The organism is Pricia antarctica (genome assembly GCF_900101815.1).
In the GTDB taxonomy this organism is placed as follows: domain Bacteria; phylum Bacteroidota; class Bacteroidia; order Flavobacteriales; family Flavobacteriaceae; genus Pricia; species Pricia antarctica.
This window is the reverse complement of sequence record NZ_FNAO01000003.1, coordinates 515,940-539,108: the sequence shown is the minus strand read 5'-3', so window position 1 is coordinate 539,108 and position 23,169 is coordinate 515,940. Positions and strand designations below refer to the sequence as shown.

Below are 23,169 nucleotides of genomic sequence, written 5' to 3'. Positions count from 1 at the left end.
CCATTTGCGCATGAGCGGCAGGTCCACATTCCGCCCGAGTTTCGGTGTACTCAGTTATAGGTTAAGCACAGACCTGAATACCCGAACAAAATGTTTGGCAACGCTCTTGAGTATGATTAGTTGCGTCTTTAAGCCACTAATTTAGCAAATAAAAACGAACTAGCGAATCCACGAGGATTTTCGGAAGGAGAACAGGTCAAGCAATTAATTATACGCGATGTTGCAAGTAGTAATCACGGCTGTTTCTAGTTTAGTTACGATTTGGATTAGAAGTGCGTTCTGCGTGGAATTCGTGAGTTCAGTTTCCGCAACCGATCTAATTCCGTAAGATTGGTCAATTCCGCAAGAGTGATTTTCAGCGTTCTGATTCTCATCAGCAAAAATTTTTTTATTCCGATTGGTGGCGCAACGGTCATTTACACTGTTATCGAAATTCAGTTTTTTTCGATGCATTTAATTCCGCATGAGTGAGTAATTCCGCAACTTGCTTTTTGGCTTCCGTTTCGAATTCCGTTTTTTGATCTTTAAATACGGTTGGTTAAATTTCTGATTTTGAGGCTTTCTATAAAGCCCGAGTATTACTTGCAACGCCCTTGAGTATGATTAGTTGCGCGTCTCAAGCGCTAATTTAGCAAATAAAAACGAACTTTGGCATCCACGAGGGTTTTCGGAAGAAGTACAGACCTAGCAATTAATTATACGCGATGTTGTAAAATGTAGTTTCGTGAATTTCAGACTTTAGATAAAATACTCATTTAGGTTGTGCGCTCGAGTAAGCAAATCCGCGAACTGCTCAAATTCCGCATCGTGCATAATTCCGCATCTGGCTAAATTCCGCATCTTGAGAAATTCCGCAAACTGCAAAGGTTCCGTTATTTATTTTGCAAACTTGTTTTAGAAAATCCTTTGTTAATAGACCGTTTTTGAAATAAAATCCGATTTTAAATTCCGCAAACTTGCTCAAAATTCCGCAACAGTTGGTTTTCTGAAATAGTTCAGACCAGACAGTTTACAGATTCTGGATTTTATGGATCTGAGTGAATTCTGCTATATTTTACAACGTTGATGTGTATGAGCAGTAAGGGGCAAAATAAGCAATGATATTCCGTCATTAACTGAACATTGCTGAAAGATAATAACTTTCGGGTTAAACACAAAGCCCTTATTGCTTATACACGGTGTTAGCGGCTGGCTTTGTTCCGTTCTGCTTTTCAATTCCGATGTTTCTATTTCTGTTCGGATTGAGCGTTGGCGAGACATACTCTTTTGCAATTTTTGGCTTGAGCTTTGGCTGGTGCGAATTGCAAATGTGTATGGCTTTTAGCGTTGGCATTATGCTATAAAAATATGATTTGTGAATAAAGTATGTGGTGCACTCACAAGATTAATGTCAAATTTCAATGATGGTTCAATTCTGGAACTTGCATTATGAATTCTAAAGGATATTTGCCAACCTTCATTTAAAGAAACCAATAAAGTGGTAGTCGAATTATCCTGATAAACAATTTCGATTAATCTTGTCGGCAATTTAAGTTTAGGAATTTTGGCTTTTGGTTTTACAGATTCAAATGGTAAATTCAAAGTTCCCTTTAAATTATATGCTTGAATTTCAACTTTTTTGTTTCCTTTGATGACTTTATAGAAATCTTCATTTCCAATCAAATATTGCACAAGATTCTCGGCTACAATATTTGGGTTTGCTTTATCAAGTCTTAAAAGTTCTTTTCTAAAAGCATTTAAAATTGGCACGTAAACTACTTCGTGCATATTTTCAATCGAAGTCCATTTCGTGGATTTATCCTTTGCTTTTAGATTTGCCAACATATCAAATATTGGCTTAATTTCAGCAAAGTAATTTTGTGAACAAGGAACTCCTAACCACTTTTCGCCAAAATCAATGTTCAATGATAATCGAGAATGTTTAACTGCTCTATGATTGTTCTTCGCAGAAATTCCAATTTCCCATTTTTGAAGAGAGCGAATTACTAAAACATCACGAACATCGCCTGTTTGTCCTGCTTGGTCGCTCACGATTTCAAGAACCAATATGTCATTTTTGTTAATTCCATTTGACAATCTTGGTTCAATATCAATCAAAAAATTAATCGCTGCACTTGCTGTGATTCTGAAAGTATCTTGCTCATCTTCAATAAAACTTTCAAAACAACCTTTTGCGTTTTGATAAGGTTCATTTTCGGTAATCGAAACACTTGTTATAATTTTCAAACGTTCATAAAATTCCAAAAGCAAAGCATATTCAAAAGCTTTTCCATTTATTGTCTGATTTGCCATACTTTAAGATAATGTGTTTTCTAATTCCAATTGTTTTTTATTTGTTTTTGCAGGTTGTTTTTCTGCGTTTTCAATTTGAATTTTAATGCTCAAAGCCATATGTTTTGCAAGATTTACTGGAACTGCGTTTCCAATCATTTTATAACCTGCTGCAATGTGGTGATAATGGAACGTAAAATTATCTGGGAATGTTTGTATTCTTGCACATTCTCTTACGCTCAATCTTCTGTATAAATCCTCTTTTCCTTTCACAAACTCACGAACGTTTTGTTCAATAAATTTCATTTTTGGTGCTTGAGGATGAATAGGTGCGTGGCGACCTCCTGCTTGAATTGTAAATGATTGTTCGTCCCAAGTTCTCACTCGATTTCTCGACATAAACATTGAAGAAAATCCGCCAATCATAAATTCGTGATTTGAGATTTTACAAATTTCTTTGTTTGTTTTGTTTCCTTCTTTGGCTGGAACAACGCTATTTTTTAAATCCGAAATCGCTTGGTCGAGCGTAATTTTTTCTTGTACTGGTTTTGGAAATTGAAATTTAAAATTTAAGTCTTTGCGAATACCAACAAAAAATACTCTTTTTCTGTCTTGTGGAACATCAAAGTCAGATGCGTTTAGTAATTGGAATGATAATTCATATCCAATCCCTGCATTTTTAAAAAGTTCTTTAATGTTTTTTAAAGCTTCGCTATGTCTATCCAATAGCATTCCGCTCACATTTTCGGCAAGGAAAAACTTTGGTTGTTTTGCTTCTAATATTCTTATGAAATCGAAAAATAATTGTCCGCGTTTGTCATTTATTCCACGCAATGAACCTGCTTCGCTCCAACTTTGGCAAGGTGGTCCACCAATAATTCCATCACATTCAGGAACTTCATCAGATTTGATGTTAACAATACTTCTTTTATCCAAAGTCGTTTTGGGATGGTTTTTTTCATAAGTTTCCCAAATTTCTTTGTCATATTCGTTCGCCCAAATGACATCGAATCCCGCTTTTTGGAATCCTAAATCAAGTCCGCCTGCTCCTGCAAAAAATGATACTATTTTCATACTGCTTTTTCTGTTTGAAGGTTTTTATTGAGTGTTCTGCGATATTCTGCTTTTTCTTCAGCAACTTTTAAGAGTTGTTTTGTGCAGTTCGTTTCGTAGATTTTTTTTCCGAGTTGGTCTGTTATATATTCTTCTCGTAAATCTTTTAAGTTTAGTTTAAAAATTCTCGCCAATTTTGGAAGTCTTTTTTCGTCAAAATCTCGAATTCCATTCTCTATTTTGCTCAAATTGGCAGAGTCCAAATTCAGTTTGGCCGCAAGTTGGGTCAAGGTCAATTCCTTTTCGGTTCTTAAAAGTCGAATATATTCGCCAAATGTTGTTTTCATAAGACTTGTCATTTTTTGACAAATTTAAAACATTTTTATTAATATCCAAATTTTGCGGTGGGAAAATTTTAGCTCTTTTGGTTTTTTCAGCGTTGGCGTTTTGTAGTGGCAAAAACCAAATGTGCTAAAATGTGCGGCTGGCTTTTCGTTTGGATTTTCAATTGAAGCGAGATTTTTTTTAGCTTGCCGCTAACGCCATAGCTATGATCAGTTGCGTTGTGAAATCCGAAGGATTTCCCATCGCGCACCTAAAATAGTAAATGCGCGAGGATTTTCCATCGGAAAATCCCGAGCAATTGATCATAGGTCATGTTAGCAAAAGTAGCGACACGTATGAGTGAGCACGTTTCGCTTGCACAGATTGCATAACGATTGCGCAACGATCCCGGACCGATTGCGTTTCGATTGCACAGATCGGAACGTTCTGAACCCAGTTCGAGTAAAATCCTTCAGCGTAACGATTGCGCATGAGTGAAGTCCATCTGCGCAAAGTGGCACGAGAATCCATTCAGAGTTTTCGAGTGATGTCCATTTGCGCAAACCTGCTAAAAAGTCCATCTCCGCAATAGTTGCGTTGAGTCAGGTCCATTAGGATTCTGGTCTACCGTTTATTTTCTAATTCCGGAAAATTTGGAACAGTATAACGACTTTTTTTAATGAGCTATTTTTGCTAACAATTGTATATAGTAACAAGTTACTATATTTCTATTTTAGGAACACTAATCTAAGGGATTTTTGATCTCCATAAAAGTATTGGTCGCCACATGGGTGTATATTTCCGTCGTCTTGCTCGAACCGTGGCCCAAAAGTACCTGTATCTGCCTGAGATCAACACCGGACTCCAATAGATGGGTCGCAAAGCTATGGCGTAGTACATGAGGGGTGACCGTTTGTGGTATTTTTGCCCTTGCTGCAGCTTTTTTAACTATATTCAATACGCTTTCCGCACCGTACCGGGAGGCTTTGCGTCCCTCGAACAGATAGTTTCCGGGCTTCCATTCCTTATAGTAGACGCGAAGGTCTTCCAGGGCGGATTTCGACAATAGGGTAAGTCTGTCCTTCCTCCCTTTGCCACCTTGCACCCTTATCAGCATCCGCTTACTGTCGACATCGGTAATTTTCAGGTTCAGAAGTTCGCTTCGGCGAAGGCCCGACCCGTATAGCAGCTCTACGATGCACCTGTGCTTTATGTTATTGGTGTTATCGATAATGGCCAGTATCTCTTCCTTTGAGATGACCGTAGGCAGTTTGCTCTCCTTACGCGGCCTTTCGATGTCATAGAACCGGTTGGGCATGCCCAATACGACTTCGTAGTAGAATTTAATGGCATTGATAGCTTGGTTGAGATAGGAGTCAGATACGTTTCTACGGATCAGTGTTTGAAGAAACGCCCTGATATCACTTTCATTGATAGTATTCAGCTCTTTTTCCTTGTAGTGGTTTATGAACATCTCGAAAAAGGATACATAGGTCTTTACCGTACTGTTGGCATACCGCCTCAATTCCAGTTTAAGAAGGTATTCCTCGGGGCAGGGCCTGTGCCCGGGAACCGGCGTTCTTTTCCTGAACCATTCTACATCGACGGTTTCGTTACCGGTATTGATGGGGCGGTTCGTGAAGAACCTGTTATAGTTTATCCAGACCAGGCCCTTGAAAGTGTTGAAGATAATACCCAGATTGCCCTTGGTATTAGGGATATAGGCCATATTATATTGCTCGCTCCATTTCGGGCCCGGTAGGCTTTTGATAAGCCCTTGTATCAGCTTATCGGGCGTAAACTTGATGCCGATCATCTTTTGATCTTTGATCATCAGGTGATATAGCGTTATTGATTTAAGTGAATTCATAGAACAATTTTAGTAAGATTTCCAGTATTAAAAGGTATATTAACCGTATAATATACTTTTACTGATGAGCGAAAACAAAAAATGTCCGGTATGCGGGTCTCCTGTACGGGGGAGAACGGATAAGATATTCTGCTCGACAAAGTGCAAGTCCATTAACCAATATGAAAACCGTCAAAAGGACGAAAAGTTTTATCTGAGAGTGGATAGACAATTGAAAATTAATAGAAAACTGTTGAAGCGGTACAACAAGTCCGGTTTTACCACGATACGCAGATCGGAACTGATCGCCGAAGGCTTCGACCCAAGATATTTCACGCACTATTGGAAAAACACAAAGGGTGATGTCTATCTTTTCTGCTATGATTACGGTTTTCTTTCGTTGGAACGAAATCCAAAGAACAAATATCTGATCGTCCAATGGCAGGCCTATATGGAGTAGCATTAAGGGAGGGAGGTTGTTCCGTGCCAGTTTTGCCTAACTACTTGTGTTTTAAGGAGAGCTGTTGGGTTGCGTTTCTATTTTCCATTTAACGGACTTATTTTCCGGGGTGTTGGCTCTGTTCGCTATCGTGTTTCTAACCATGGGCTTTTTTGCGAAACTGTTCGGTTGAACTATCGAAGACCGTATCACCGACCACTTCTTGGCACCAAAAATCATACTGATTCACGGAGCCGTATTTTGAAAAATTCTCTTGGGTACTCTGGCTGACCTGAAATTGATCTTACTACCATTACTATTTTTTCATGCCTCACAGATTGCAGTACTAAGTGCTGTTGCTTCCAAATTTCATAATAGAAAGGCAGCTATTTCATCTTAAATATAATTCTGGATTCAATCTTTTGTAGAAATAGAATAGCGTTCGGCCTTATTACTTCAAATACCTTTCCACAAATTCTTCTTTATAAGCCCTTCCTATGGGCACATGGGTATCCGTATCAAAATAAATCCGGTTGCCCGATACTTTGGTGATGTTCGTGGTATTCACGATAAACGATTTATGTATCTGAACAAACAGCACATCACCCAAAGTTTGTAACCAATGCCGTAGTGAATGTGAGGTCAGAAATTTTTTTTCGGATGTGAAAATTTCAGTATAATCCGCTTCCGATTGAATATAGAGAATTTCCGATACCTGTATTTTCAGGTGCTCGTATCCGGATTTTATGAAGAGCACATCTGGACGTGATTTGCTGTTCCTGTTCGATTCTTCCGATGGTTTTTTGCTCGCATCTAGGCCTACGGGAACCTTATTGACCGCCTTTATGAACCGCTCGAAGGAAAAGGGTTTCAGCAAATAATCCACTACGTTCAGGTCATAGCTTTCCAAGGCATAATCGGAAAAAGCGGTAGTCAAAATAACGTTCGGGACATTTGGTATTGTTTTTAAAAAATCGATACCCGAAATCTTAGGTAGGTGAATGTCAAGAAAAATCAGGTCAATGGATTCCGATTTTAGAAAGTCCATCGCTTTTAGCGCATCGGCGAAGGTCGCCTTCAGTTCCAAACTTTCCATATCGCCGATGAACTTTTGCAGTACACGCTGTGCAGGTGGCTGGTCTTCTATAATGATGCATCGAATCATTTCGTTTCCTGTTTTAATCGTATTTCAAGTTTCACCGAATATAAAGTGTCCGTTTCTGAAATGGTCAATTCATGTGCATTAGGGTAGATAATCTCCAAGCGCTTTTTGACATTCTCCAATCCTATGCCGTGAGATAGCTCATTGGTATTGGTAGTCGGCCTGAAGGAATTGAGACACTCAAATTGCAACGTTCCCTTGTCTGTTACATCGATACTGATGTCTATGACAATATCTTCGGATTGGCTTGCCGTACTGTGCTTAAAGGCGTTCTCAACGAATACCGTTAAAATCAATGGGGCGATGCGATAGCCTGTCCCGATATTTTCGGTTTGATAGGTAACGGTACCACGCTCCTCGATCTGGAGTTCGTTCAATTGCGTAAAGTTCTTCAGATGCTCCACCTCTTTTGTCAAGGGCACGAAATTTTCTTTACAATCATACAGCATGTAACGCAGAACAGACGACAGTTCCAATATAATGGAGGGCGTTTTAGGCGAATTGTCTATGGCGTAAGAATATAGGTTGTTCAGATTGTTGAACAGAAAATGCGGATTGATCTGGGATTTCAAGAATTGTAACTCGCTTTCTTTTACCGAAGATTTCAATTGATCTACTTCGTGCTGTTTTTTGGAGGCATCCCATGCGAACTTAAAACCAGCGAGGATCGTAATCACGGGCATGACATCCAAAAGACTGAAGATGACTCCAGGAAAATGCTTGCCTCGAGTGTCAGGGTAATAAATCCTTTCCAAAACGAGTTCCTCAATGGCGATAATACCTGCAATGACCAAGACCACGGACAAAAAGAAAATCAAGTATTTCTTTTTATAAAAAAAGCGAGGCAAAAACACATAATTTATGAGTAAGGCACCCAGAGCGTAGTTTATAAATGCGACTATTTTAAATCCGCTGATCTCTGGCTCATTCTTATCGAACGAAAAGAATAAAAACAGCACAATATGCAGCAAAAGCTGAAAGAAAACCTCCTTTGATGTGTTTTTTAAAAAGGACTGTTTCGCGACCATGGTATAAAAATACGTTTTTGTACACATCGATTTCCGTTAAACCTTCCATCGACGGATTTCACGGGGCGAACGACAAATACTTTAATTCATGTCGTTTGCGATATAGTTTTTGTCGTTTATAGAAAAAAGCATCATCTTATGGATTTAGACGTAATCTTTGGGTTTGAACTCTGTTACCAATTAAAACATGAAGCGTAGTACAGGCATTTTTCTTCTACTAAGCATACTGAATACTTTTTTTCTTGCGGCACAAAGCAGCGGCACAACGACAATCACAGGAAAAATTATTGAAAGTGGCGGCCAACCCATTGAATTTGCTACGGTTCTTGTGGGCGACCCAACTAGCAAAACACCAATTGATGGAACAACCACTTTAGATGATGGATCCTTCACTTTGGAAACGGATGCTTCCGATTTTTTTATCGAGGTAAGTTTTATAGGATTTAAGTCCCTGACACTGGAGCATAAAATTGCGGCCAATGGTAGCATAGATTTGGGTGCCATCACGCTGGAGGAAGATTCCCAACAGTTGGATGAAGTTGTTGTTGAAGGCGAGATTTCGCAAACCCAGTTTAAACTTGATAAACGTGTTTTCAATGTGGGGTCGGACCTGAGCAGTACGGGTGCAAGTGCTTTGGAGGTGTTGAATAATGTGCCTTCAGTCAACGTAAACATCGAGGGGCAAGTAAGTCTTCGGGGCAGTCAAGGCGTACAAATGTTGATTAACGGGAAACCATCGGTCATCGCCAGTCAACAGGGTAATGCTTTGGGCACCTTGACCGCCGATATGATCGACCGTATCGAAGTGATTACGAACCCGTCCGCCAAATACGATGCGGAAGGTACCTCGGGCATCATCAATATCGTACTTAAAAAGGAAGAAAAGAAAGGCCTTAACGGTTCCTTTACCTTGAATACCGGGGTGCCTAATAACCATAGTTTGGGCATCAGCCTAAACAGCCGGACCGAAGAATTCAACCTGTTCAGTCAGTTGGGTTTTGGTCGTAGAACATTCCCCAGTGACAACGAAAGCGAGAACCGTAATCTTGTTGACAGTACCTTTATTAATAGCATTGGCCAAAGCGACAAAAACGAGACTTTTTTCAATCTTATCCTCGGTACGGATTATCACATCAATGAATACAATGTGCTGACCCTTTCGGGAAATTTTGCCTATGAGTGGGAAAAGGAACACTCCGATGCGGTTTTTAGCACTTTCGACGCAGGGAATAGCCTGACCGATGCCTTTCGCCGTCGCGAACTGACCACAGCTACCAATCCCAAGTATTCCTATGAACTGCAGTACAAAAAAGATTTTGAGGGCAATGAAGATAAATCGTTATTGATCAGTGCTACGGGAAACCTTTTCGCCAAAGATCAATCCTCCGACTTTGCCAATACCGTAACCTCGGGCGATAACGATGATATGCTACAGCAAACGCGAACCGATTTCAGTCAGGCCGATTATACTTTTAAAGCAGATTATACCCATCCCTGGGCTGAAAAGTACACCATTGAAACGGGAGCCCAGTATCAGATCAGTGATGTCGAGAACGATTTTGCCATAAGCGATTTTGACGGGACCGATTTTGTTGAAAACCCCGATTTGACGAATGTCTTCGAGTGGGTTCAAAAGGTATTGGGCGTTTATGGCACGGCAGCCTATGAAAGCGATAAATGGGGGTTGAAATTAGGCGTCCGTTTCGAGGATACTGATGTGGGCACACTCTTGCAGAATACCAACCTGCGCAATGATCAGAAGTATTCTAACTTTTTCCCGAGCGGACATACTTCCTATAAAGTGAATGATGATCTTTCGTTGCAAGCAGGGTATTCCAAACGTATATTCCGTCCACGGCTATGGGATCTGAATCCATTTTTCAATATCCGCAACAATTTCAGCATCCGTACTGGAAACCCCGATCTGCAGCCTGAATTTACAGATAGTTACGAACTCACCAGTATTTATAAAATAGGCAAGGTTTCAATGAACTTGACCGTGTTCTATCGCCATACCGAAGATGTAGTGGAGCAGATCGTTGAATTCGAGGATAATGTGAGCATCTCGCGGCCCGAAAATATCGGGATCAACAATACGACCGGTATCGAGTTCAATGCGAAATATATTCCTACGAATTGGCTGTCGTTTACCAATGATTTCAATTTAAGTCATTTTAGGCGTAAAGGTGCTTTTGATGGAACCTCGTTCGATTTCAAGGGCGAACAATGGTCTACCCGTTTGACAAGCAAGATTAAATTACCTGCCGATATCGATTTGGAACTGATTGGAAACTACCAATCCGGCTTCAGAACCTTACAGCAGGAAGTAACCGAAAGCCTATTTATGGATTTCGGCGCACGTAAGAAAATATTTAAGGGCAAGGCCATTGTGAACCTGAGCATTCGAGACGTTTTCGCTTCCCGAATTCGCGAAAGTGTGACCAGCCAACCCAATTTCTATTTGAGGGATTTCAGTCAGCAAGGCCGCTTTGTGACCTTTGGCATCAGTTTCGGTTTCGGCAAGGGCGAGGCGATGGAGTTCTCGGGACAAAAGCAATTTTGAACGTCCATTTATAGATTAACCGGTTAATCAGAGCGGAAAACTCAACGGCATTATTACAGATGCACCCAGTAAAAAATTAAAGGAATGGTTAAAACTGACCGGAACCGTAAACCGATTGGAATTCGGAGCCGGTGGTGACACTCCTACCTTGGGCGTTGAGGTCGACATGACCATCAATCTTGAAATGGCGCAGTTGTAAAACTTTGTTTCCAATACCAGTGACTGTATTTTTTGCGATAGTCGCGAACATAGTATGGCGGGGTCAATTTCCGGAAATATAAAAAAGGAATTTCCTTCCATAAAATGCATTCGGGGCATCCCTTGTTTTGGCTGGGTATTTTCTTCGGGGTTTCGCTTTTGTTCTTTGCGGTATCTGCCTTTTGGATGTTCCGACCCACAACATCCGTATTTAAAAAGGGTATGTATTTTACCCTGGGAGGTATTGTGTTGACACTTGTTTTGCTTTTTGTATAATTTCTTATATTTAGGGTTGAATTCCAATGTCCAAGATAGATGTCGAAGGGCAGGTTTAGCCGATTTAAGCCAAAGGTAAATCATAGGAGTTTTGTTCGGATTATATTTAAATTAGCACCGTTCCGTTAACTAAGTTGAAATATCAATATCCTGAAAAATTAGAATATTAAATGATTTTTGATCCTTTAAAAAATGAAAAAACTAGTAATACTTTCCGTATTGGTCTTGCTGATTAATCAAAAAATTGCCTCCCAGAACGCTAATGCCTTTCCCGTTCAGGTCAAAATTGAAAATGGCAGCATTGAAGGCGACTATAATACCCATACCGGTATTCAGACGTATTTTGGGATTCCCTTTGCCAAACCGCCCGTTGGCGAACTACGCTGGAAAGCACCACAAGCCTTGGATAATTGGAAGGGCGTAAAAGAGACCAAAACCTTTGGTCCTCGACCGATGCAAACGATGGTCTTTGGAGATATGAAATCGCGTTCCAACGGGGTCAGTGAAGATTGTCTGTACTTGAATGTCTGGACTCCTGCGCAGCGCGATACTAAAGACCTTCCTGTATTAGTGTATTTCTTCGGTGGAGGCAATGTGGCTGGTGATGCCTCCGAACCGCGTTACGACGGAGAAAGTATGGCCGAAAAAGGCATGGTTGTCGTAACGACCAACTACCGATTGAACGTTTTCGGAAATCTGGCACACCCAGACCTTAGTGCAGAGGCACCTTACAAGGCATCTGGCAATTACGGTCAGCTGGATCAGAATATGGCCCTACAATGGGTGCAAAAGAATATCGCGGCTTTTGGTGGTGATCCCAAAAAAGTAACCATCGCGGGTGAATCCGCAGGATCTATCGGGGTGAGTGCCCAAATGGCATCGCCGCTTTCCAAAAAGCTAATTGCAGGGGCAATAGGGGAGAGTGGGGCGGCCATCAATCCGACCATGGCGCCCGTACCTTTGGCCGTGGCCGAAAAACAAGGTGAGGAATTTCTGAAAAACGCGGGCTATACCAGTATGGCCGATTTCCGAAAATTGAGTACAAGGGAAATATATGAGATATATAACGAGTCCCAGCGCTTCGGTTTTCCCATGGTAATCGATGGGTATTTTTTACCGAAATCCCTTCCTGAACTATTTGAAAAGAATGAACAGGCGCAAGTCCCTCTTCTATTGGGATGGAATTCCGCCGAGATTCCCGGAACGGCATTGATGCAAGGAAAACCTTATACCGAGGCAAATTATGTGGCAAAAGTCAAGGAAGCCTATCCTGAAAATAATAGGGAAGTACAGCAATTATATCCTCATGGGTCGGAAAAAGAAATCGAGCTTTCCGCTACCGCTTTGGCCTCCGATCGTTTTATTGCTTATAGTACTTGGAAGTGGTTCGACCTACATCGCAAAAACAGCGACCAACCCGTTTATCGTTATTTATATAGTAAAATTCGCCCGCCGTTGAGAGACCAAAATTTGGCTTCGGGTTTGGCGGGAGGAACCCTTGCTAAAGATTCCGACACGAAGAAAGCACCTGAACCTGTCGGTGCACCGCACGCCGCAGAAATCGAATATGCCATGGGAAACCTCCATTTGGTAAAGGGTTATGCCTGGACGGCCGATGATTTTAAGGCCTCGGAAACCATGCAAGCGTACTTCGCCAATTTTGTAAAGACCGGAAACCCGAACGGCGAAAACCTACCCGAATGGCCTAAAACCGATTCCAATGATTCCGAACCTCCGGTAATGATTATCGATACCGAAAGCAAGATGCAAAAAGCAAAAAACGAGGCTCGATATGAATTTTTGGACAAGGCTTACTCGAATTAATTTTCCTTTTTCCATCCATACCAATCTTGAAGTCAGCGATGATCAATCCCCCGACATGTAGTGGAGTAAGCGCATAGTTTTGATTTACGAATAGGATAGAACTCCTTTTTCCTGTGTACTCCAAAAACACCGCAACGAAGGTCATGCGCACTATTTTAACAAATATCTAAGGTCGTTCGCACAACCATTTCTGTCGTTCAAAGAATATAGAATCCACTTCGATTTTGTAATACTGATTTTTGTCTTAAACTTCAACGGGGCTATAATTATGAAATCAGGATTACTCTTTTTCTTTCTTCTTTGCGGTTTGGTAATCAACACCACTACAGTTTTGGGACAGAACGGGCCTAACGGACCTATTACATTAACGGGAAAGGTCATGGACAATGATACCAACGAACCTTTGGAATATGCTACCTTGGTTTTACAAAGTGTTGATAATCCTGAAAAGGTAACCGGCGGTATTACCGATGTCGACGGAATATTCAGTGTGGAAACCGCTCCGGGCAACTATAATGTCCGTGTAGAGTTTATATCCTACAAACCCTATGTTTTGCCCCAACAAAACTTGACCGATTCGAAGGATTTTGGCATCATCAAGCTTACGGTCGATGTAGCGCAATTGCAAGGTGTTGAAGTAACCGGAGAAAAAACCACCGTCGAGGTACGGTTGGACAAGAAAATCTATAACATTGGCAAAGACCTGACCACCAGTGGGGCCAACGTAAGCGATGCCCTGAACAACGTACCTTCGGTAACCGTTGATGTAGACGGGGCGATTGCCTTACGTGGTAATAGCAACGTTCGTATCCTAATTAACGGCAGACCGTCGGCTATGGCCGGTTTCGGTTCTACGGATGCGCTGCGCCAACTGCCGGCCGATGCCATTGAAAGTGTAGAGGTCATTACCAGTCCGTCTGCGCGCTATGATGCCGAGGGCACGGCGGGCATCCTGAATATCATCCTAAAAAAGGAGAAGACTTTGGGATTCAATGGCTCTATAAATTCCAGTATAGGATTCCCGGTCGCCAGTCAGGTATCGACCAATTTGAACCTTCGTACCGACAAGTTCAATGTATTTACGACTTTGGGCTATACCTATCGCGAACCTCCCGGGAATGCTTTTTTTAACAACACCTATGCCAATGGGGAATTTGCCCGTATCATCGAGGACCGGGACATCAATAGAAAGGACATCGGTTTCAACGCCAATTTGGGGATGGAATATTTTCTGACCGAAAAATCATCGCTTTCGGGAAGCATTTTTGGCCGATTTTCAGATGAAGAGGACTTCACCGATAATCTCAGTGACAGATTTGTTGGAACCAGCTTGGACAGCCGCACGTTTCGCAGTGAAAACGAAAACCAGGATGACAAGAGCTATCAGGTTTCCTTGAATTACATGAATAATTTTAATGACGAAGGCCATAAGTTGACCGCAGATTTTCAATATTCCTATGACGACGAGACCAAAACCACCCCCATAGAGGAGAACCGGATTTTTCCCGATAACGACCTATTGGCCCGCGAAAACGTCTACGAGGCCGAGACCCAGAACGAATATCTATTGCAGGCCGACTATGTGCTGCCCATGGGCGATGCCCAGTTCGAGGCGGGGTATCGCGGCAAGTTCGAGCAAGAGGTGACCGATTACCAATTGGATACCCTGAACCAAAATAATGGGCAGTTTGAAACCGATCAAAATCTGACCAACCAGTTCACCTATGATGAAAATGTCAATGCGCTCTACTCGCAATACGGCAATAAATTTGGGAAGTTCTCCTTTCTGCTAGGATTGCGTTTGGAAAATACCCAATTAAAGGGCCAAGTGGCATCCGATTTTGATGCTACGGCCTTGCAAGAGATTCTGGGTGCCGACGTTGATCTGAATTTCGACAAGAATTATTTGGGGCTGTTCCCCACCATAAATTGGATATTCGAATTGGCCGAGGAAGAAAATATTTCGTTGGGCTATAACCGACGGATCAACCGGCCGAGGGGCTTTTTTATCAACCCTTTCCCTTCCAGGTCTAGTCGTACCAATGTTTTTCAAGGGAATCCTGACCTGGATCCCGCTTTTGCCAACGCCTTTGATCTCGGCTATTTGAAACGCTGGGAAAAACTGACGCTGACCTCATCCATCTATTATCAAAAGGAAACCAATTCCTTCGAGGTCATCCAAGAGGAAACGGGCGAGATTACCTCGGATGGAATCCGCATTATACGTTCCATTCCCATTAACTTATCTACTAATGAGCGTTATGGGGCAGAATTGGGTCTGTTGTACAATCCGGCCAAATGGTTGCGGCTGAACGGTAGCTTCAATTTCTTCCAATTCGTTACCGAAGGTATATTCAACGAGGTGGATTTTGGCACAAAGAACACAAGTTGGTTCAGTCGCTTTAGCGCAAAAGTGACCTTGCCGGGTAAAATCGATTGGCAGACCAATGCCTTTTACCGCGGCCCCTCACAGACCGCACAATCCGAAAACAAAGGTATTTTTTCATTGGATCTGGCCTTTAGCAAAGATGTCTTGGGCGATAAGGCTACGGTCTCTTTTAATGTCAGCGATTTGTTAAATACAAGAAAACGGCAATCGTTGACCCAGACCGCATTCTTTACATCCGATAGCGAATTTCAATGGCGCGAGCGGCAAATTACCCTTGGATTCATTTACCGGATAAACGAGAAGAAAAGCGCGAATAAAAAACAAGGTCAGAATGGCGATGACGAAGAAGGCGGCTATGGGGGCTAGACCCTGATGGCATTATAAGTTACGGAAATCTCTTTTCTCTCGGAGCAGGTGATTCTTTACTACCTTTGGAGGTAACGGGAAGAAAAAAATGACAACAAAGGGAGTATATGGGTTGGTGTTTATCGGCCTTTGTGTTTTGATCATTGGCGCAGCCACAATGTCTCCTATGCAGACCAATGAAGGGGAACGCGTTGTTCAAAATGATTCCGTTCCCAACCGCAGGCAGTTGCGACGGAGTTTCTTCGAAAACAGGGCCATTTTGGTCGTTTACGGCGCTACGGATAAAATACTTGCCGAGAAGTACCGAGCACTTTTGGAAGAGCTGTCCCATAGTCCCGAATCGGATTCTTGGCGCAATGCTTCCGTTTCGTTCACCGAGGCTTCCGAAATTGATGAAAAAGAAGTAAAGGAAAAAATTCTTTATTTGGTCGGTACGGCAGCAGGCAATCCATTGTTAAAAGACCTAACCCTTACCATCCCGGTCAAGTTTCATAAGCAGGCGTTCACTTTCAATACAAAGGAATATGGCGCACGGGATATGAATCTCTCCGTAGGCTTTTATCCCAATCCCCAGAACGATACGCTTCCGATTAGCTTTCTGAGCGGAAACGATGAAAGGAAGGTTTTCCAAACTCCCCTATTTGAAAGGATTCAATTTTGCCCATGAAGGTTATAGTATCTACAATGGCTATAGGGACGGCAGGGCTACCCAAGCTTTGGAGAAGATGAAGTCTTTGGGAAGCAATGCCATGGCCCTGGTTCCCTATAGTTTTATGCGGGACAAGAACAGTCCAACACCATTTCGATTTAGTGACAATGCAGGTTCCGAGAACGATGAGGGCTTGGTGCATTCCGCATTCGAGACAAAAAGAATGGGGATGGTATCCGTACTAAAGCCACAAATATTTGCTGGCGACAGTTGGCCGGGTGAAGTGGAAATGTTGAACGCAGCCGATTGGGATGCCTTTTTCGATTACTATTACCGCTGGATTCGGCACTATGCTTTTCTAGCGGAAATACATGAAATGAAAGCCCTGTGTGTCGGTGTAGAATTTGCCAAGGCAACCTTGAGTCACGAAGAGGAATGGCGTAAGATGTTTAAGGGTTTACGTGGATTTTATCAAGGCAAATTAACCTATGCTGCTAATTGGGGCACCGAATTCGAGCAAGTAAGTTTTTGGGACGAACTTGATTTTATCGGCCTGAACTGTTATTATCCACTGAGCAAGAATCTGGAACCGACCAAAGAAGAGCTGAAAGCCAATTTTAATAGGGTAAAGGCCAAAATTGCCAAGGTCTATACCAAATTTAAAAAACCAATAGTCTTTACCGAAATCGGCTTTCGGAGTATCAACGCACCATGGAAAAATCCGCATGCAGAGGGCGACGATAGTTTTAATGCCGAGCATCAGCAACTTTGCTATGAAGTGGTCTTTGAAGGTATCGAGAACGAACCCTGGTGCGAGGGAATTCTTTGGTGGAAATTCCCTTCCTTTTTGGAATATCGGGGCGAGGAGAATAGTGCCTTTACCCCCAACAACAAAATGGCGGAGGAGACGGTTCGGAAATGGTTTATGAAGTAGTAACTAACGAATTATGAACGTATGCGCACTACTTTCAAATTGGAACATACCATTTCAGATAACAAACCTGTGGAGATCACTACCGCGTAAACCTGATCGAAAAGTTATAGACGGGTAAATGTGCCGTTCAAGACCTTCAAATACCCGTTTTTAAAACTGTCGTGGTGAATATAGATGATACATCCCCAATAGGGAGTGTTATTCACGCCTGTTTCTGCTCTTTCAAAAAACTGTCAAACCGTTCAAAATGGCAGGTATATCCGTTCGGATGTTTTATCAGATAATCTTGATGCTCAGGTTCGGCGGCCCAAAACACCGTAAAGGGTTCCAAGGTGGTTACGGCATCGCCTTTCCATCTTCCGGAATCGTTTACCATTTTTATGACGGCTTCCGAAGTCTTTTTTTCTTCCTCATTTTTAAAGAATATGGTCGAGCGGTAACTGGATCCCCTATCGTTGCCCTGTTGGTCTAAAGTGGTTGGATTATGAATCCTAAAGAAGTAATCCAATAGTTTTTTAAAGGATGTTTCCCGCGGGTCATAGGTGATTTCAATGCCCTCGGCATGACCGGGATGGTTTCTATATGTGGGATTCTCATTATCTCCTCCCAAATACCCCACTTCGGTATCTCTCACTCCGGGCCGTACCCTAAAAAGTTCTTCCATGCCCCAGAAGCAGCCTCCCGCTATGTATGCTTTTTTGTAATCGTTCATTTTCTATTATTTTAAATGTGATGTCTCTAATGCGTTTAGAACTATCAGAACTTTAGCAAATTTCATGCCCTTGTCAAGAACTACAGGACAACATGGAACAGCCTACTTTATTTCGTGCCCACTCCGGGCGTTTGGCGAACCATTTTTCGGCATCCTTTTGCTCCTCATAAGGCTGTTTTAAAAGGATGAACAGTTCTTCAATGACCGAATAATCACCCTTGTCGGCGGCATCAATGGCCAATTGCGCCATATAGTTCCGCAGTACATATTTAGGGTTAACGGTGTTCATGGCTATTTTCCGATCATCGTCGTTTGGAATTTCTTTCTTAAGGCGTTCCCGGTATTTCAAGAACCAGTCCTTCCATGCGTCTTCAAGTTTACCCGTTATTTCCCTTGGACTATAGAAAGCGTCCGCAATAACGGATACACCGTCGGCCGCTTCCTTCTTTTTAAAATTCCCCAAATTCCTGAAAAAGAGGGTCATGTCCGTTTCCGAACGCTGCAATACGGTTTCGAGTTCGTCGACCAATTGCGCATCCTTTTTATCCGTTTCAACCAAACCCAGTTTCGATTTCATCATGACCAAACGGGCTTTTCCCAGTTTATCCCTGAAATTTTTTAAAATCAATTCTAAAGCTTCGGTTTCCTCAATAAGCGGATAAAGCGCCTTTGCCAATTGGAAAAGGTTCCACAGCACAACTTCCGGCTGTGTGCCGTACCGGTAGCGCTTTTGTCCGCTATCGGTCGTATTCGGGGTCCATCCGTGATCATACCCCTCTAACCATCCGTACGGACCATAGTCGATCGTTAGCCCTAAAATGGACATATTATCAGTGTTCATGACGCCGTGGACAAAGCCTACGCGCTGCCAGTGCATGACCATATCCAAACTTTTCTCCCCTATTTCCTTAAAAAATTGGAGATAGGTATCTTTGGATGGTTCGCCCAAATGCGGATAGTGCTGCTTGAGGGTATAATCCACCAGGGTCCGTAAGGTACCCATATCTTTTCGGGCCGCAAAAATTTCATAGCTCCCGAAGCGCAGAAAAGAGGGGGCGACCCGACAGACAATGGCCCCTTTTTCAAAATCGGGATTGCCGTTGTACATGATATCGCGCAGTACTTGATCGCCCGAAAGTGCCAATGACAAAGCCCTTGTAGTAGGTACGCCCAGATGGTACATGGCCTCGCTACATAAATATTCACGTATGGATGAACGCAGCACCGCAAGGCCATCCGCTGTTCTGGAGTAGGGGGTCTCGCCCGCACCTTTCAGTTGAAGTGCCCAAGTTTTGCCCTTATGTTCGACCTCAGCCAAATTGATGGCACGGCCATCGCCCAACTGTCCGGCCCAGTTTCCAAATTGATGACCGCCATAGCACATCGCATAGGGATTCGTGTTGGGCAGGACCTCGTTACCCGTAAAGACTTTTAGAAAGGCATCACTTTCCGCATCTTTTGTTGTCAGTCCCAATGCGCTCAGCATTTCAGGGGAAACATGAAGCATCGTTGGTTTTGCCGTTTTCTTGGGTTTTACAAATGAAAAACAGGCATTGGGCACCTGTCTCCTGCTAGTTGCAGTAATGAGATCTGCTGGAAGTTCTATGTTGAACCTGTCTTTTATATTTAGGGTGGACATCAAAATCGTATTCTTCTTATTTTCCTGATTATGCCTTTTCAATGCTACATTTTTGCAAAGATGGCACTTATTTAAAAAATGGATGCACGTAACGGGTTACAAACATCGTATAGGCAGCCATGGCAATCGGATGGGTTGTAAGGATAAAATTCGAAACGCTCCATTAAAAACACCGATTCATCGTCATCAACGCCTACACCTGTTGCACTTCAAAAACGCTACCTTAGATGTCGCCGGAAAAATAGTTTGTGTAGAGCGCAAAACACCAGTGATTGCAGTTCCCGAAATGAAATAGCAATCTCCCGCGTACAGGTACACCAATAATTCAACGGTAAAAGTAGATTTGCATTCCGAGATGAATCGATGGCTCAATAAAACATCATAAGGGTTGCGCCAAAAGAATAAACTGTCCAGGGGTATTCGGGGTATTTTGTTCATGTTCCAGAATTCTGATACTTTGAAAGAGCAAGGATCTTAGTTCTTGAAAAGAATTTGGTTTTTGCAAATAATGGTCGGCACCATCGTCCTTCAGCTGATTCACTTCCCTTTCATGATAGGAGGTAGAATAAACAATAATCTTTATTTTGGCGAATTGTGGAAAGCTACGGATATCCGTCAAACATTCGAAACCGTCCATAAGGGGCATGTGTAAATCTAGAAATACGGCATCCGGAAGGGATTCTTTTGAAAAAAGGGCATCCATCAAGTCCACCCCATTACTAAATTCGCTCACCTGGGTCCGCACGGGAATTTCTTCCAAAGCTTCTATAAAAAATTCCCGGTCATCGGCATCATCATCGGCGAGATATAAATTAAGCTGTTCCATAAGCATTTTTTCTTAAATATTCTTTAAAATTAGTGGGATTTGTTTGCTTGCGTTGCACCTATTCCATCCGAAATTGACCCAAAAAAGTGAAATTGGTGGTTTTGAGGCTAAATTTTAGTGCTACAGTTCTTTCCAATCAAAATCATCGATAGCCATAATTTATTGGGATAGTAATTCGTTCGTTCAAAAACGCAGGATTCTAATTTCCCCTGTTCCTTTAACCCGAAAAAAAATACGTATGGCAACAGCGACAAAAAAGAAACCGAAACATAAAAAAATAGAAACCCAACCGGGAATGGGTGCTATACCCAAGAGTGGTCAGGGAACGACCTTTAGGGTTTGGGCGCCGAACGCGGAAAAGGTTTCGGTAGTCGGGGAGTTCAATGCTTGGAAGAAAGAAGATCACATCATGCACGCTGAAGGCGATGGCTATTGGACGCTTGACATACCGAAGGTAAAGGAGGGGATGGAGTACAAATTTGCCGTGCATTCAAAGAACAGGTCTGAATTGCGAAACGATCCTTTTACGAGACAGATGACGAATAGTGATGGCAATTCTATAGTGGCCAAACGCAAGTTTTCTTTTAAAGAGAGTGATTTCAAGATTGCCGACCTCGATAAATTGATGATTTATCAAATGCATATCGGTACGTTCAATCGTGAGGAAAAAAAAGATAAGGTAGGAAGCTTTAAAAGTGCCCAAAAAATATTGGGTTATTTGAAAAACTTGGGCATAAACGCCGTTCAACTGATGCCCGTTGCCGAATTTGCGGGTGGCATTTCTTGGGGTTATAATCCCGCGGCACCTTTTGCCATAGAATCGGATTATGGCGGTCCGAATGCTTTTGCCGAATTTGTAGACAAGGCCCATGGCCATGGTATTGCCGTAATAATCGATGTAGTTTATAATCATTTCGGGCCATCGGACACCGATTTGTGGCAATTCGACGGTTGGTCGGAAAATGATAAGGGTGGTATCTATTTTTACAACGGGAGAGGCCGACAGCGCATTTGCTAAAAAACGATCTGTCTTGGGGGCCTTACTTGTGTTCACCGCCCCGGGTATTCCTATGATTTTTCAAGGTCAGGAATTTTTGGAGGACGGATATTTTGACGATACCCAGGGCCTGGATTGGAAAAAAGCATCCAAATTCAAGGGGATTCATAAATTGTATAGAGACCTAATAAAGCTAAGGGTCGGAGACTTGAGCGACGAACTTAGGGGGTTACAGGGGCAGCACATTAACACTCTCCATTTTAACCATGACAATAAGATCTTGGCATACACCCGCTCCCATGATGAGCATGGGCATTGTCCTGTGCTTGTTATCATCAATTTTTCGAACTCCACATTTGAAAATTACGATATAGGCGTACCCATTGGAGGTCTATGGGAAACCGCCTTCAACAGTAGTTGTGACGGTTATGATGAAAAGGATTTTAGTTTGGTTAAGGCAAAATTACACATGGCGAGCGGCGAACCTTATGATAACCAGCCCCATAAATTGACGTTCTCCATTGCAGAGTATGGGGCATTGATTTTGAACGGATGTGATAAAAATCGAAGGGATTACGATTAAGCGCAAATTGAGATATTCCCTTTAAGGTAAAATCGAATTTATGGAAAACAGAAGTGATAAGATCAGCTTTCAAGACACGGTTTTTTTACATTTGACCAACTGCCGTACAGCTGCCCATTGTTTCAACATATCCCTTGCATCCTGTGCCGGATAGCCTAAAACCGTCTTTCCCGCTTCTACATCGTTCATGACCCCCGAGCCCGCACAAACGGTAGCACCGGAATGTATGGTGGTATGGTCTTTTATGGAGGCACTTCCCCCTATAATAACACCATCGCCCAAGGTTACAGAACCTGCAAGACCACTATGCCCCGCCATGATACAAGAACGGCCCATAATACTATTGTGCGCTATTTGTACCAAATTATCGATTTTACAACCGTCACCAACGATAGTGGCACTGAATTTTCCCCTGTCAACACATGAATTGGCGCCGATTTCGACATCATGACCTATGATGACATTGCCTATCTGTGGTATTTTGACCAGTCCTTTGCCATCATCACATGGCCGATATCCGAAACCGTCAGCTCCGATACTCACATTGCTATGAAAAATACAGTGACTGCCAATCATACAGCGTTCACGAATAACCGTACCGGACCAAATGATGGTGCTATCACCCACACTAGTTTCATCGAACACACAAACATTTGGATATAGCGTTACCCCTTTTCCTAAAGCAACATCTTTTCCGATATAGCAATTCGCACCGATTTTGCAGCCGTCACCTATTTTTGCGGTTTCGTGTACCACGGCAGTTGGATGGATGTCGATATCAAAAACAGGGGTGGCGGGATTAAAAAGCTTCAATAGTTCCGCCATGGCCAAATCGACGTTTTTCACTTTAATAAGAGCCCGATTATCGCCAGGCTCCATATCCACATTAAAATCGATCAGCGTGGCACAAGCTTTTGAGGCGGCCCAATATTTCAAATACTTGGTACTGCCTATCAAGGTGATGTGATTGGTGCTTGCCTTTTGTATTTCTTCGGGACCTTCGATTTTTTGGGTGGTGTCACCTATTAACTCACCTTTTAAAATAGTGTTGATTTCTCTTATGGAGTACGATGGCATGAATGGTTGT

The 23,169-nt window shown here is 42.5% G+C and carries 19 protein-coding genes; 8 read left to right on the top strand and 11 right to left on the bottom strand.

Annotated features, from left to right (window positions below; genetic code table 11):
* Window positions 1-1,332 precede the first annotated feature (1,332 nt).
* From BLT07_RS07560 to xerA, 4 genes are all read right to left on the bottom strand, one after another.
* Entirely contained in the window at window positions 1,333-2,292 is a 960-nt protein-coding gene (locus BLT07_RS07560; protein ID WP_086543435.1) for a HaeIII family restriction endonuclease, read from the bottom strand.
* 3 nt (window positions 2,293-2,295) lie between these two features.
* Entirely contained in the window at window positions 2,296-3,345 is a 1,050-nt protein-coding gene (locus tag BLT07_RS07555; RefSeq protein WP_091867318.1) for a DNA cytosine methyltransferase, read from the bottom strand.
* Window positions 3,342-3,671, bottom strand: coding sequence for a helix-turn-helix domain-containing protein (locus tag BLT07_RS07550; RefSeq protein ID WP_169714478.1), 330 nt, complete (start codon window positions 3,669-3,671; stop codon window positions 3,342-3,344). The genes BLT07_RS07555 and BLT07_RS07550 overlap by 4 nt, the downstream gene beginning before the upstream one ends.
* 719 nt (window positions 3,672-4,390) lie before the next feature.
* A complete protein-coding gene (xerA, locus tag BLT07_RS07545) occupies window positions 4,391-5,518 on the bottom strand; it encodes a site-specific tyrosine recombinase/integron integrase (RefSeq protein ID WP_245726469.1) in 1,128 nt (375 codons plus the stop codon).
* Window positions 5,519-5,582: 64 nt separating this feature from the next.
* On the opposite strand from xerA, the gene BLT07_RS07540 reads away from it, so the two are divergent.
* The gene (locus tag BLT07_RS07540) at window positions 5,583-5,957 is read left to right on the top strand and encodes a DUF2116 family Zn-ribbon domain-containing protein (RefSeq protein WP_091867316.1); all 375 of its coding nucleotides are present in this window, start codon (window positions 5,583-5,585) and stop codon (window positions 5,955-5,957) included.
* A gap of 430 nt (window positions 5,958-6,387) precedes the next feature.
* On the opposite strand, the gene BLT07_RS07535 is transcribed toward BLT07_RS07540, so the two are convergent.
* Together BLT07_RS07535 and BLT07_RS07530 are read right to left on the bottom strand one after the other, a co-directional pair.
* Complete coding sequence (locus BLT07_RS07535) at window positions 6,388-7,101, bottom strand: LytR/AlgR family response regulator transcription factor (RefSeq protein ID WP_091867314.1); 714 nt, start codon at window positions 7,099-7,101, stop codon at window positions 6,388-6,390.
* On the bottom strand, window positions 7,098-8,153 hold the full coding sequence (locus tag BLT07_RS07530) for a sensor histidine kinase (protein ID WP_245726468.1): 1,056 nt from the start codon (window positions 8,151-8,153) through the stop codon (window positions 7,098-7,100). The genes BLT07_RS07535 and BLT07_RS07530 overlap by 4 nt, the downstream gene beginning before the upstream one ends.
* 160 nt (window positions 8,154-8,313) lie before the next feature.
* On the opposite strand from BLT07_RS07530, the gene BLT07_RS07525 reads away from it, so the two are divergent.
* The gene (locus BLT07_RS07525) at window positions 8,314-10,689 is read left to right on the top strand and encodes a TonB-dependent receptor domain-containing protein (protein ID WP_091867313.1); all 2,376 of its coding nucleotides are present in this window, start codon (window positions 8,314-8,316) and stop codon (window positions 10,687-10,689) included.
* A gap of 27 nt (window positions 10,690-10,716) precedes the next feature.
* On the opposite strand, the gene BLT07_RS20930 is transcribed toward BLT07_RS07525, so the two are convergent.
* Window positions 10,717-11,247 carry a hypothetical protein gene (locus BLT07_RS20930; protein ID WP_175455276.1) on the bottom strand — a complete coding sequence of 177 codons (531 nt, stop codon included), beginning with the start codon at window positions 11,245-11,247 and terminating at the stop codon, window positions 10,717-10,719.
* A 108-nt stretch (window positions 11,248-11,355) separates the two neighbouring features.
* On the opposite strand from BLT07_RS20930, the gene BLT07_RS07515 reads away from it, so the two are divergent.
* From BLT07_RS07515 to BLT07_RS07500, 4 genes are all read left to right on the top strand, one after another.
* Window positions 11,356-12,987, top strand: coding sequence for a carboxylesterase/lipase family protein (locus tag BLT07_RS07515; protein ID WP_091867311.1), 1,632 nt, complete (start codon window positions 11,356-11,358; stop codon window positions 12,985-12,987).
* Window positions 12,988-13,255: 268 nt separating this feature from the next.
* Window positions 13,256-15,742, top strand: coding sequence for a TonB-dependent receptor (locus BLT07_RS07510; RefSeq protein WP_091867309.1), 2,487 nt, complete (start codon window positions 13,256-13,258; stop codon window positions 15,740-15,742).
* 88 nt (window positions 15,743-15,830) lie between these two features.
* Window positions 15,831-16,409, top strand: coding sequence for a hypothetical protein (locus tag BLT07_RS07505; protein ID WP_091867307.1), 579 nt, complete (start codon window positions 15,831-15,833; stop codon window positions 16,407-16,409).
* Window positions 16,384-17,325: a glycoside hydrolase family 113 gene (locus BLT07_RS07500; RefSeq protein WP_091867305.1), complete on the top strand. Its 942-nt coding sequence runs from the start codon at window positions 16,384-16,386 to the stop codon at window positions 17,323-17,325. The genes BLT07_RS07505 and BLT07_RS07500 overlap by 26 nt, the downstream gene beginning before the upstream one ends.
* Window positions 17,326-17,527: 202 nt before the next feature.
* Here the strand turns inward: BLT07_RS07500 and msrA are convergent, their stop codons facing one another.
* From msrA to BLT07_RS07485, 3 genes are all read right to left on the bottom strand, one after another.
* Window positions 17,528-18,037, bottom strand: a complete 510-nt coding sequence (gene msrA / locus BLT07_RS07495) for a peptide-methionine (S)-S-oxide reductase MsrA (RefSeq protein WP_091867303.1) — start codon at window positions 18,035-18,037, stop codon at window positions 17,528-17,530.
* Window positions 18,038-18,110: 73 nt separating this feature from the next.
* Window positions 18,111-19,676 (bottom strand): protein adenylyltransferase SelO, encoded by a 1,566-nt coding sequence (locus BLT07_RS07490; protein WP_091867388.1) that lies wholly within the window; start codon window positions 19,674-19,676, stop codon window positions 18,111-18,113.
* Window positions 19,677-20,055: 379 nt separating this feature from the next.
* Entirely contained in the window at window positions 20,056-20,502 is a 447-nt protein-coding gene (locus BLT07_RS07485) for a response regulator (RefSeq protein ID WP_175455275.1), read from the bottom strand.
* A 238-nt stretch (window positions 20,503-20,740) separates the two neighbouring features.
* Here BLT07_RS07485 and BLT07_RS21185 point away from each other — a divergent pair, with 238 nt between their 5' ends.
* Window positions 20,741-21,520 carry an alpha-amylase family glycosyl hydrolase gene (locus tag BLT07_RS21185; protein ID WP_217633300.1) on the top strand — a complete coding sequence of 260 codons (780 nt, stop codon included), beginning with the start codon at window positions 20,741-20,743 and terminating at the stop codon, window positions 21,518-21,520.
* A gap of 13 nt (window positions 21,521-21,533) precedes the next feature.
* Window positions 21,534-22,082: an alpha amylase C-terminal domain-containing protein gene (locus BLT07_RS21180; RefSeq protein WP_217633299.1), complete on the top strand. Its 549-nt coding sequence runs from the start codon at window positions 21,534-21,536 to the stop codon at window positions 22,080-22,082.
* A gap of 69 nt (window positions 22,083-22,151) precedes the next feature.
* Here the strand turns inward: BLT07_RS21180 and lpxD are convergent, their stop codons facing one another.
* On the bottom strand, window positions 22,152-23,159 hold the full coding sequence (gene lpxD, locus BLT07_RS07475) for a UDP-3-O-(3-hydroxymyristoyl)glucosamine N-acyltransferase (protein ID WP_091867300.1): 1,008 nt from the start codon (window positions 23,157-23,159) through the stop codon (window positions 22,152-22,154).
* Window positions 23,160-23,169: the final 10 nt, after the last annotated feature.